Consider the following 11,995-nt stretch of genomic DNA (forward strand, 5'->3'; position numbering starts at 1 on the left):
TGCGACATTCGAGCCGGACAGCCGATCCTCATGGCCCAGCACGCGACGCCTCATGCAGCTCTTCCCGAACGGCTCGATCCGAGCCGGCGCGCAGCGCCGCAGGTGTTCGAGCGGCTGCGGGACCAGATCCTCGCCCTGGCGCTACCGCCGGGCGCGCCGTTGTCGCGCGTCGCGCTGCAGGCAGAATTCGGCCTGAGCTCGACCCCGATAAGGGACGCGCTGATGCGGCTGGCGGAGGAAGGGCTGGTCGAGATTTTCCCGCAGCATGCGACGCTGGTCAGCCGCATCGACGTGGCCCGCGCCCAACAGGCGCAATTTCTGCGCCAGGCGCTCGAGCTCGAGATCGTCCGGCTGCTGGCGCTGACGCCTGCCGTTGCGCCCATCGACGAATTGCTCGGACTGATCGCTCAGCAGCGACGGTTCGCCAAGGACGGCGACTTCGCCTCGTTCACCCTCGCCGACAACGCCTTTCACGAGCGGCTCTATACCGCGGCCGACAAGCACGAGTTGTGGAGCCTGGTGCGCAGCCGCAGCGGCCACATCGACCGGCTGCGGCGGCTACATTTGCCCTCGCCGGGGAAGGCGCAGACCATCCTGCGCCATCACAAGCAGATCGTCGACGCGATCGCAGCCGGCCAGCCGGACGAAGCGCAGGCCCACCTGCGCGAACACCTCACGGGCACGCTCAGCGATCTCGCCACGATCCGCGGTCTCTGGCCGGATTATCTCAGCGGTTAGCTGGGATCGTCGGGCGAGGGCGCCGCGACGTCACCCCGCCCGCCGGCGCTGCTGCCCCGCGACATGATTGGCGCGTCGCTCCGGCCCGCGATAGTTCGGATCATCAGCGACACGGCGATCGAGCGCACCGCTGCGCAGCCGCTTGAAGAACTCCTGCACCTCGGCGGACAGACTCTCGGCCACGCGCGAAACGTTGGTCGACGCATTGCGGACGCTTGCGGCGGACTCGCTGGTCTCCTCGATCGCACCGCTGACGGTCGAGATGTTCGCTGCAAGCGTCTTGCTGCCGGAGGCCGCCATCTGGACATTGTGCGAGATCTCGCGGGTCGCCGCGCCCTGCTGCTCGACGGCGCTGGCGATGGCGGTCGTGACATCCGCCATCTGACGCATCGCGGTCGAGACTTCCTTCACCGAGGCGACGGCGTTGCTGGTCGAGTTCTGGATGCCCTGCACGTGCTGGCCGATCTCCTGCGTCGCCTTGGCGGTCTGCTCGGCCAGCGACTTCACCTCCTGTGCGACGACGGCAAAGCCGCGCCCGGCCTCGCCGGCGCGGGCGGCTTCGATGGTCGCGTTGAGCGCGAGAAGATTGGTCTGGGCCGCGATCGCCTGGATCAGATCGACGACCGTCGAGATGCTCTGCGCCGCCTGCGCCAGCCCCTCGATCTCGGCCTCCGACCGGGCCGTCGTTGCATTGGCGTTGCGCACCGTGGCGTTGGACAGCTCGATCTGGCGGCCGATCTCGACGATGGAGCTCGTCAGCTGCTCCGCGGCGGCTGCGACCGTCTGCACGTTGACGGCCGTCTTCTCGGAAGCGCCGGCCGCAGAAGCAGCCTGCTCGGTGGCATGACCCGCAATCCCCGTCAGCGACACCGCAGTGTTCTTCATCATGCTGACGTTGTCATCGACCTCAGACAACAACTCCGTCGACTTGACGCGGAATGCCTCGACCGCGGCTTCCATGTTGCGGTTCATGGCGTCGCGCGCCTCGGCCTCGCGGACGTAGTTGGAAGAGGCCTGCTGCTGCGCGATCACGTTGTCGCGGAACTTCGCCACCGCCTTCGACACATCGCCGATCTCGTCGGCACGCTCGGCTGTGTCGAACGCCACGGTCGTATCCCCTTCCGACAGGCGGGCCGAGTCGGCGACCAGCTCCCGGATCGGCTTCGTGATCGAGCGCGCCACCAGGACGGCGACGAGGACGCCGAGCACCAGCCCGATCGCGAGCAGCGCCCATTCCGCCGCCAGTAGACGCTCGATCAACGCCGCCACGTCGGCGGACTCCTTGACCAACACGTCCTGCTGATTGGTTTTCATGCCGTCGCCGAAGGTTCCGTCCGGCCGCTGCTTGCCGTCCAGAATCTCCAGCAGCTTGTTCGCACGCGGCTCCGCCTCCGTCGCCAGCAGGAACACGGCGGCATTCCATTGCGGCGACTGACGCAGCGCAAAGATCTTGTCGGGAAGCGCAGCGAACGCTTCGCTCGCCTTGGTCACCTTGTCGAACGCGACCTTCTGCGACGGTGTCAGCAGGCCCACCTGGGACGTGATGATCGCGACCGCGTTCTTGTAGTTGGTATAGGGACCGGCGAACTTGTCGCGGTCCGAGACATCCCCCGAGGCGACATAGAGCCTGAGCTGCGAGCCCGCCGCAGCGAGGTTGCCGCGCAGGTCGGCCATGGTCTTGAGCAGGCGCTTCCGCTCCGGTGTCGCGTCCAGGGTGCTCTCCTCGTCGATCATCTTGGTGACTTCGGCGAACATGGTCGCGATCAGTGGCGACGCCTCGGTCCCGAGCAGCTTCGTCGCGGGATAGGCATCGGGAGTGAAGGCGACCGCTTCGGCCTTCTCCTGGGCCGCCCTGAACTCGGCGAGCAGCGGCTTGGCCTCCGCCCACAAGGCGCGGTTGGCAGGGCCCCTGAGCTTGTCCGCAAGACGGTCGAAATCCTGGATCGACTTGTCGAACTCCACCCACATCGTCGCCCGCCGCTGCTTCATCTCGGCATCGCCCGTGAGCAGATAGCCCCGCAGCGCCGCGAGCGTGGCATGGAGGTCGCCGACCAAGTGACTGCTGCCGATCGCAACCGGCGATCTCAGCTCGACGATCTTGCGAAACTTCTCCGCAACGTCGGAAACGGCATAGGCGGAATAGCCGACGGCGCAGGCGAGCAATGTGCAAATCAGACCGAATCCGGCAAGCAGCCGGCTTTGAATTTTGACGTTGGAAACGAAGCCAAACATTTCAATCCCCCAGATGCTCCCAATACTGCTTCACCCCTCCCCATCCATGATCGCGAGATCAATACGATGTGCCCAAAGGTTGTGCAGCTGAGCCTGCGAACCCCAACACAAGCAAAACGCGAGCCTCGCTGACTTTTCCCCTGACCGAATTAAGCGAATGTGAAGTGGTCCAGCCGTACAACTACGGCGCGAGTGCCCTAATGTGAGGCAGAGGCCTCGTTCGGGTACGACCGCACGGTGACCCCACCCGCCCGTATCGCGTGGATGTGCGCCCAACTCCGCCGATTCCGCATGTGACTTGAGCCGCGAAGCGCTTGCGGCGCGCCGCAAATTGGGCAAAACCTTTACAACTGACCGTTGGTGGTCTTGCTGCCGGCCATTCGGGAGGCGCAAAGCGTGGCGAAGATACTGGTCGTGGACGACGATCCGGTCATGCAGCTGACGATTCAGCGCGTGCTCGAGCACGCGGGCCATGCCGTCGGGATCGCGGGCGACGGCCAGAAGGCCCTCGCCCGGTTCGGCAGCGAGCGTTTCGATCTGGTGGTCCTGGACATCTTCATGCCGGGCATGGACGGGCTCGAGGCGATGCGGATGATCCTCAAGCAGACGCCGGGCGTTCCGATCATCATGACCTCGGGCCGCTCGCACGCTCCGAACTCGGTTTCGGAGCCTGACTATCTTACCATGGCCACCAAGCTGGGAGCCGTTTCCGCGTTGCCCAAGCCGTTCAAACCGGCCACCCTCCTGGCAATGGTCTCCGATTGCCTGGCGTCGGCAGGGAAGCCATCTGCTCCACCCCGGCCAGGCAACGATGCTGTTCCGAACTCCTGAGAGCAGAGCCGGCGAGCCTGCGCTGAGCAACACCCGCGGCACGAGCAAGGCCCGCGGCTTCGGCCGGATGACCCTGACGACGCGGCTGGCGATCGCAATGATCCTGCTGGTGGCCATTGCGGTGTTCGCCGTCGGCTGGCTGGGCTACCGCAGCCTCGAGCGCGCGCTGCTGCCGCGGGCGCTCGACCGCATCGAATCGCATTCCCGCCTGATGGCGAGCGAACTCGAGAACTATGTCGGTGGCGCCCGCAACGACATCAACGGCTATCGCGCCTCGCCCAACCTCGCGACCCTGGTGCGCACGCTGAAGACCGGCGCTCCCGATCCGCGCGAGGGGTTGCCGGCACAGTCGTGGCGCGAGCGGGTCGCGATGCGCTATTTCGCCGAGCTGCAAGCCAAGCAGACCTATGCGATGATCCGGCTGGTCGGGATCGAAAACGACTATCGCGAGCTGATCCGGGTCGATCGGCTCGGACCGGGCGGCACCGTCCGCATCGTGCCCGAGAACGAGCTGATCACACGCGGCGAGCGCAACTACATCAAGGAGACGCTGAGCCTGCCGCCGGGCGGCATTCGAATTTCCCCGGTCGTTCTCGACGGCAACACCACGGATCCCAAAACCGGTGTACCGATGCTGTGCGTCGGCACCCCGGTGTTCGCACCGGACGGCAAGCCCTTCGCCATCCTGATGGTTGATCTCGACATGCGCCCGGTGTTCGCGCATCTGCGCAATGCCGCGCGTCCCGGCGCTCAGCTCTATGTCGTGAACGCCCGCGGCGACTATCTCTTCCACCCCGAATCCGACCGCGAGTTCGCGTCGAAACGCGGCGGCTCGACGCGCTGGCAGGACGACTTCCCGACGCTCGCCGGCGCGACCGGCACGACGGAAGGCTTTGCCCGGATCCTGCACGACGATGCCGACCGTCCCGGCGGCGTCGCTTTCGCGCCGGCCCTGCTCGCCGGGCAGGAATGGGTGGCGGTGATCGAAACGATCCCGAACACCGCCTTCATGGCGCCCGCGCTCGCCATCCGCAAGACCGCCATCGAGGTCGGCCTGATCGCGATGCTGTGCGCGGCGGCGCTGGCCTTCGTGGTCGCGCGCTCCCTGACGCGACCGATCAACCAGCTGACTCAGGCGGTCGAGGGCGTCGGGCGCGGCGAGACGGTGAAGATCCCGCTCGAGGCTGTGGGCGAGACCGGCGTGCTGGCCCGCGCCTTCGCCCGCGTGCTCGACGAGGTCCGTAGCAAGACCGCCGAGCTGGAGCGTGAGGTCCAGGAGCACTATCTGACCGAAGCGGCCCGCGACCATTTCGCCGCGCGCGAGCGCCTCTATAGCGCCGCGGTCGAATCGTCGAACGATGCGATCGTCACGCTGGCGCTCGACGGCACCATCACCGGCTGGAACCCGGCGGCAGAGGCCATGCTGGGCTACTCTGCCGAGGAGTCCGTGGGCCGCCAGGCCGATTTCGTCGTCCCGCCGGACCGGATGACCGAAGCGCAGGACATCCTCCTGCGCGTTGCGCGCGGCGAACGGATTCAGGCCTTCGAGACGGTTCGCATCCGCAAGGACGGCGAGCAGATCCTGGTCTCGCTCAGCGTCTCTCCGATCAAGTCTCCGTCCGGGCAGATTATCGGCGCATCAAAGATCGCACGCGACATCACCGCGAGCCGCAGGACCGAGCAGGCGCTACAACAACAGACCGAAGAGCGCCGACGCATTTTCGAGACGTCGCAGGATCTGATCCTGATCACCGATCGCAGCGGCGTCCTCGTGCAGGTCTCGCCCAGCGTCGAGGCGGCGCTCGGCTATACGCCCGACGAGATGATCGGCCGCAGCGGCGCCGACTTCATCCATCCGGACGATCTGGCCAAGTCTCGTGAAGAGCTACGCGCCTCACGCCAGGGCCTGCGTACCCGCACCTCCGACGCGCGCTACATCCACAAGGACGGCCGCGTCGTGACGTTGTCGTGGACCTCGAACTGGTCGGAGCCCGTGCAACGCCACTTTTTCATCGGGCGCGACATGACGGAGAGCCGGTTGGCGCAGGAAACGCTGCGCGAAAGCGAGCAGCTCGCCCGCAACATCGTCGAGACCGCGCTGGACGCCTTCGTCCAGATCGACGACAAGGGCGCCATCCTCAACTGGAACTCGCAAGCGGAGAAGATCTTCGGCTGGTCGCGCGCCGAGATCCTCGGCAAGGACGTGTTCGACGTGATCACGGTCCAAGGCGAGGGCGAGGAATTGCGCACGGCACTCGGCCGCATCGTAATGACCGGGCAGGCCTCCGCGCTGGGCGTCGGCCGGCGGCGCGAGGTCATGGTGAAGCGGCGCGACGGCCGCGAGTTCAAGGCCGAGCTGAGCGTCACTGCGTTGAAGACGCGCAACGGCTTCGTGCTCAACGGCTTCTTCCGCGACCTCACCGACAAGATCGCGACCGAGGAGCGGATCCGCCAGTCCGAGAAGATGGAGGCGATCGGCCAGCTCACTGGCGGCATCGCGCATGATTTCAACAACATTCTCACCGTGATCACGGGCACGATCGAGATCCTCGCGGCAGCCGTCGCCAAGGAACCGCAGCTGGCAGCGATCACCAGGATGATCGACGAGGCTGCGGCGCGCGGCGCGGATCTCACCCAGCACCTGCTGGCCTTCGCACGCCGGCAGCCGCTGCAGCCGCGCGAGGTCGACGTCAACACGCTGATGATCGACACCGCCAAGCTGCTGCGGCCGACGCTCGGCGAGCAGGTCGAGATCGAATCCGTGTTCCAGGACGAGACCTGCGCCGCGCATGTCGATCCCAACCAGCTCGCCACAGCGATCATCAATCTTGCGCTCAACGCCCGCGACGCCATGCCCAATGGCGGCAAGCTGATCCTGGAAACCGGCTGGGCCGAACTCGACGAAAACTACGCGAGCCTCTACGACGACGTCAGGCCCGGCCGCTATGCGATGATTGCGGTCAGCGACAGCGGCAGCGGCATTCCGGCTGGCATCATCGACAAGGTCTTCAATCCGTTCTTCACCTCGAAAGGCCCCGGCAAAGGCACCGGGCTCGGACTGTCGATGGTGTACGGCTTCGTGAAGCAGTCGGCCGGTCACATCAGGATCTACAGCGAGGAAGGTCACGGGACTACGATCCGCATGTACCTGCCGCCGGGCAGCGAGGGCGCGGTTGCTCCGTCGTCAGGAGCCGCACCGGCTGTGGAGGGCGGCCACGAGACGATCCTGGTGGTGGAGGACGATCGGCTGGTGCGCGGCTACGTGCTCGCCCAGCTCCATGCGCTGGGCTATGCGACCCTCGAAGCCGGCAATGCCGCCGAAGCGCTCGGGATCATCAGTGCCGGCGAGCAGTTCGATCTGTTGTTCACCGACATCATCATGCCCGGGACGATGAACGGACGTCAGCTCGCGTCCGAGATCCAGCGGCTTCGTCCGGGCCAGCGCGTTCTGTTCACCTCCGGCTACACCGAGAATGCAGTCGTGCATCACGGCCGGCTCGATGAGGGGATCCTGCTGCTGCCGAAGCCGTACCGCAAATCCGAGCTCGCCAAGATGGTGCGCAAGGCGCTCGCCGCCCCGGACGCATGAGGCTGCCACGCGGCGAGCCATCGACAGAGCTGCCTTCGGGAGGCCTTGCCAACAGCCTCAATTGGCGCGCGACGCCGTCATCACGATACGGATCAGGTCGGCGGCGTTGCGGGCGCCGAGCTTCTTCATGATGTTGGCGCGATGATCCTCGATGGTCCGCGGACTGATGCCGAGCGTTCGCCCGGCCTCCTTGTTCGAGGCACCCGCCGTGAACTGCTCCAGGACCTCACGCTCGCGCCGCGTCAGCGGCTCCCGGCCGGGGAAATGCAATGATCCGATCTTTGGCGAGGCGTTCTCCTTCTGGCGGCGCGCGAACGCGCCGATCGCCTCATTCAGACGGGCCACGATCTCACTGCCGCGGAACGGCTTCTCGATGAAGTCGAGCGCGCCGTTCTTGATGGCGTTGACCGCCATCGGGATGTCGCCCTGACCCGAGATCATGAAGATCGGCGCCGGATAATCCTCGCCGTGAAGTTCCCTCAGAATATCGAGCCCCGATTTTCCAGGGATATGCACATCGAGAAGAATGCAGGACGGAGTCCGGCTTCGCGCCACCGCCAAAAGGGCGGCGCCATCCGCGAAGCAGATCACCTCATACCCGCCAGCCGACAAAACCATCGAAAGGGTGTCGCGCACGGCTGGATCGTCATCGACGACAAAAATCTCACCGCGGGAAGTTGTTTGTTCGGCCATGGGCGATTGCTCTTGCAAAGGGAGAAGAAACAATGAAAGCGCGTCTTATGATACCATACTCGTCAGGTGGTTTGGGCACCCGTATTTGTACGGCTTATGGTCCAAACCCACAAGTAGTAGCTGCGGACCGGTGACCGTCATCACGAGAACACGATATGGACACGATCTCAAGACGGTCGTTGCGGATCACATGCTGCCTTGCAAAACACATCGGCCCCGACACGATCATGATCGAAGTCAAACTCATACGGCATGCGCGTCGGGCAGCGCTCGGTTCGCGTGGGACCAACACGGTTTCATCGATGGGATTTCTGCACGGCATTCGACACAAATTGGCAGGGCAGCGGCCTGCATTGCCCGTGTTTTGATCAGGCAGAGGCGGGGCGGGAACGTTGCATACCGTCGAGATTCATCGATCGGGCGTCGAGCCGATGCAGCTCTCTCACGACCGATGCTTCGCGGCAACACTGTCGGCCGCGACGCCGCCCCAGGTGTGCACCACCGGCAGGCCGAGCGCCGTCTTGCCGAGATTGGCGAGATAGATTCGCAATGCAGCAAGGTCGACCGGCTTGGGCAGACTCTGCAGATCGATTCCGAGTGAGCGGGCATAGAGCCGCGCCGCGATCCGTCGCGCCGCATCCATGCCGCTGATGACGATGACCGAGCCGGCAAAACGGCTGTCGGCAATCGCCTTGAGGACCTCGGTGCCGTCCCCATCCTCGAGCATGAGATCGAGGGTCACGCAATCGAAGCGCTTGTTGCGCACCTCGCGGATCGCATCGCTGCAGGTCGCAACAACCGTCACCGCGTGGCCCGCCTGCTTGGCCGCCAGCGAGATCAGCGTTCTCTGGGACGCATCGTCATCGACGACGAGAAGCTGCAGCGCGCGCCGATCGCCATCGTCAACAGCCGCCGGCCGGCTGGCTGAAGGCTGAGAACTCATGACCGACATTGGCCGTTCCTGGGAAAGTTGACTGACTTCATTGTCATACACATCCGATCCTGCAGCGACGTAAAGCGGCGTCCCGAAAAACGGCCCCCGCGCTTAGGATTTGCGCAGCAGGTTCGAGTCCTGCGCGGGCTCCACGCTCGGGAGCTCACGAACAGCTGGCGGTCGAACCGGCGGGCTGCAGGCACGAGAGCTAGTTGACGGTCGCTTCCTGGCCGGAGGACACGCCTCCCCGCTTCTTCTTGTTCTTTCCCTTGATGAACTGGATGTCCATCTCGGAACCATTGACCCGGACGAGCTCGCAGCGCCGATAAGCCAGTCCCGTCGAGGACAGCAGTAGAAAGAACTCCTTGAGGTTCAATCCCTGGATGGACCCCTCGACGGTCAGCACTGCGTCGTTGTCCGAGATGGCATTGAGCTGACAATCCCGCCGCCAAGTCCCGTCGATGCCCATGATGCAGACATCGTAGCCCCGGCTGAAAGTGACGCGCTCGGTGCCTTTGTTCTCTTCAGACATCTTTGTGTCCTGCTCTCCTGCGGCGCCCGCTCGATCAGTGGCCGGCGGCCGCGACCCTGGGCGTGCCCGGAAGGGGCGGCTTCGCCGTGGAGGCCACGCCGCTCGGACGGTAAAGGCCGCGACGATCCGCGAGCGGCTTGAACACGTCGGTGAGGCCGACCACGGTTTCCGCTGCACCAAGGACCAGGAAGCCATCCGGCTCCATCAGCTTGGCGAGGCGGCCGAAGATGTTGATTTTCGTGTCCTGATCGAAATAGATCAGCACGTTGCGGCAAAAGACGACATCGAACGTCCCGAGCTGCGAGAAATCGTGCAGCAGGTTGAGCTGACGATGCTGGACCATGCCGCGAACGTCGGAGTTGATCTGCCAGAGCTCGCCGGCCTGCTTGAAGTATTTCACCAGAAGCTGGATCGGCAGCCCGCGCTGCACCTCGAACTGGCTGTAGAGGCCGGCCTTGGATTTCTCCAGCACCTCCTGAGACAGATCGGTGGCGACGATCTCGACACGCCATCCCGTGAGCGCACCGCTCATCTCCTTGAGCGACATCGCCAACGAATAGGGCTCCTGCCCGGTCGAGCACGCGGCGCACCAGATCCGGATCGATTTGCGATTGGCGCGCGCCTTCAGGAGCTCCGGCATGATCACGTCGCGGAAGTGATCGAACGGAACCTTGTCGCGGAAGAAGAACGTCTCGTTGGTCGTCATCGCTTCGACGACCTGACTGATGAGCGCGCTCGATCCGTCCTTCAGCTTCTGGACGAGATCGCTGATGCTGGCGAGGCCGGCCTTGCGCGCGAGAGGAAGCAGGCGGCTCTCGATCAGATATTGCTTGTCGGCAGACAGGTCGAGACCTGATTTGTCTCGAAGCAGCTTGCGCAGGAATTCATAATCTGGCTGGTTCACGGACGGCCTCTTCTGGGCAGACGAAGGGGATCAGGCGGATTCGGCTGACAGGGCCTGGATGAGACCGACTTCCTGGAACTTCGCGGCGACAATTTCTTTGTCGAACGGCTTCATGATGTACTCGTTGGCGCCGGCATTCAGCGCGCGCGAGATGTGATCGATGTCGTTCTCGGTGGTGCAGAACACGACCTTCGGACCTTCGCCGCCGGGCAGCCGGCGCAGGCGTCCGAGGAAGTCGTAACCGTCCATGACCGGCATGTTCCAGTCGAGCAGGATGGCATCGGGCAGGGTCTTGGTGCAGAGCTCGAGCGCCCGCTCACCATCCTCGGCCTCAACCACAGAGAAACCCAGCTCCTCGAGGATGCGGCGCGCGATCTTGCGCACCACGCTGGAATCGTCCACGACCAGACAGCTCTTCATGTTTGTCTCCCCTATGGGATGGTTGACGGGCTAGGCGGCAATTGCTGCCTTCGGCAGGATTTCGAGCACGCGGTCGACATCGAGGACGACCATCAGCTGGCCATCGAGGCGGTGCACGCCGCCTGCGAATTTCGCCATGCGCGGATCGAGGTTCACCGGGTTCTCCTCCCGGCTGGCCTCGGGCAGCCGCAGCACCTCGCCGATCTGGTCGATCAAGAGGCCGTAGGACTCGCCGCGCAGGTCGACGCCGACCGCCATCGGCGGCTTGCCGTCATCGGCCCTGGCGAGGCCCAGCCGCGCCCGCATGTCGATCACGGTCACGATGCGGCCGCGCAGGTTCAGCACGCCGGCGATCTCGGCCGACGACAGCGGGACCCGCGTCACCCGCTCCGGCATGAACACGTCCTGCACCCGCGAGATCGGCAGACCGAACAGCTGGCCGCCGATCACGGCAGTGACGAATTCGGAGGCTGCGCCCTCGGTGGTCTCGATCTTGCTGCTCATCGCACGCTACTCCTGCCCGTTCCTGTCACGCGGCCCGCCGATTGGCTTCGGCGCGCGCCCGTTCCTCGATCTGTTCCTTCAGCGCCGCGATCAGGCCAGGCCGGTCGAACTTGGCGATGTAGTCGTACAGGCCGGCCTGGCGGCCGCGCTCGATCGCAGCCGGCGAGACCAGCGACGACACCGCGATGACCGGCAGCTGGTGCAGGTTCTGGTCGGAGCGGATCGCCTCGGCGAACTCGAAGCCGTTCATCTCCGGCATCTCGATGTCGGTGACGACGATGTCGAAGGTGTGCCCGGAGCGCAGCGTGGCGAGCCCCTCCAGCGCAGAGGCCGCCGTGCGCACCTTGTAGCCGGCCGACTTCAACACCGGAGCCAGCATGTTGCGGAAGAACGGCGAGTCGTCGACCAAGAGCACCGACTGCGTCTGCGCCTCGGTGGCCATCTCCTTGCGGATGAACCAGTCCGCGAAGGCCATCGGCAGGAAGTGGCCGACGTCGATGACCTCGGTCGCCTGGCCCTTGATCACGGCCGAGCCGAGGATTCCGTCCTTGGCGCCGGAGACCTGGATGTTGAGCCGCTCTTCGACGATGTCGATGATCTCGTCGACGACGAGGCCCA

General features: G+C 65.0%; 12 protein-coding genes. 4 read left to right on the forward strand and 8 right to left on the reverse strand.

The features are described 5' to 3' along the window. The first annotated feature begins 30 nt into the window (after window positions 1-30). Window positions 31-738, forward strand: coding sequence for a GntR family transcriptional regulator (locus tag HL666_RS27420; protein ID WP_172184602.1), 708 nt, complete (start codon window positions 31-33; stop codon window positions 736-738). Window positions 739-768: 30 nt separating this feature from the next. Here HL666_RS27420 and HL666_RS27425 read toward each other — a convergent pair whose 3' ends face one another. Continuing rightward, on the reverse strand, window positions 769-2,793 hold the full coding sequence (locus tag HL666_RS27425) for a methyl-accepting chemotaxis protein (protein ID WP_376698625.1): 2,025 nt from the start codon (window positions 2,791-2,793) through the stop codon (window positions 769-771). Between HL666_RS27425 and HL666_RS34650 the strand changes: the two genes are divergently transcribed. The 3 genes from HL666_RS34650 to HL666_RS27435 all read left to right on the forward strand — a co-directional run bounded on the left by HL666_RS34650 (window position 2,776) and on the right by HL666_RS27435 (window position 7,390). Further along, on the forward strand, window positions 2,776-3,102 hold the full coding sequence (locus HL666_RS34650) for a hypothetical protein (RefSeq protein ID WP_376698626.1): 327 nt from the start codon (window positions 2,776-2,778) through the stop codon (window positions 3,100-3,102). The two genes, HL666_RS27425 and HL666_RS34650, sit on opposite strands and share 18 nt — an antisense overlap. A gap of 264 nt (window positions 3,103-3,366) precedes the next feature. Further along, on the forward strand, window positions 3,367-3,801 hold the full coding sequence (locus HL666_RS27430; RefSeq protein ID WP_172134689.1) for a response regulator: 435 nt from the start codon (window positions 3,367-3,369) through the stop codon (window positions 3,799-3,801). Next, window positions 3,782-7,390 (forward strand): PAS domain S-box protein, encoded by a 3,609-nt coding sequence (locus tag HL666_RS27435; protein ID WP_172184604.1) that lies wholly within the window; start codon window positions 3,782-3,784, stop codon window positions 7,388-7,390. The genes HL666_RS27430 and HL666_RS27435 overlap by 20 nt, the downstream gene beginning before the upstream one ends. A gap of 57 nt (window positions 7,391-7,447) precedes the next feature. Here HL666_RS27435 and HL666_RS27440 read toward each other — a convergent pair whose 3' ends face one another. The 7 genes from HL666_RS27440 to HL666_RS27470 all read right to left on the reverse strand — a co-directional run. Next, window positions 7,448-8,083 (reverse strand): response regulator transcription factor, encoded by a 636-nt coding sequence (locus tag HL666_RS27440; RefSeq protein WP_006612093.1) that lies wholly within the window; start codon window positions 8,081-8,083, stop codon window positions 7,448-7,450. Between the two features lie 442 nt (window positions 8,084-8,525). Further along, a complete protein-coding gene (locus HL666_RS27445; protein ID WP_172115190.1) occupies window positions 8,526-9,035 on the reverse strand; it encodes a response regulator in 510 nt (169 codons plus the stop codon). Window positions 9,036-9,225: 190 nt separating this feature from the next. Beyond that, window positions 9,226-9,549 carry a PilZ domain-containing protein gene (locus HL666_RS27450; RefSeq protein ID WP_172115192.1) on the reverse strand — a complete coding sequence of 108 codons (324 nt, stop codon included), beginning with the start codon at window positions 9,547-9,549 and terminating at the stop codon, window positions 9,226-9,228. 34 nt (window positions 9,550-9,583) lie between these two features. Then, complete coding sequence (locus HL666_RS27455; protein WP_172115194.1) at window positions 9,584-10,453, reverse strand: CheR family methyltransferase; 870 nt, start codon at window positions 10,451-10,453, stop codon at window positions 9,584-9,586. A gap of 30 nt (window positions 10,454-10,483) precedes the next feature. Then, window positions 10,484-10,873, reverse strand: a complete 390-nt coding sequence (locus tag HL666_RS27460; protein WP_172115196.1) for a response regulator — start codon at window positions 10,871-10,873, stop codon at window positions 10,484-10,486. A gap of 30 nt (window positions 10,874-10,903) precedes the next feature. Beyond that, complete coding sequence (locus HL666_RS27465) at window positions 10,904-11,377, reverse strand: chemotaxis protein CheW (protein WP_172115198.1); 474 nt, start codon at window positions 11,375-11,377, stop codon at window positions 10,904-10,906. A gap of 25 nt (window positions 11,378-11,402) precedes the next feature. Next, the coding region (locus HL666_RS27470) for a response regulator (RefSeq protein WP_172184606.1) at window positions 11,403-11,995 on the reverse strand (593 nt) is incomplete at its 5' end.

It is taken from the genome of Bradyrhizobium aeschynomenes (genome assembly GCF_013178945.1).
GTDB lineage: Bacteria > Pseudomonadota > Alphaproteobacteria > Rhizobiales > Xanthobacteraceae > Bradyrhizobium > Bradyrhizobium aeschynomenes.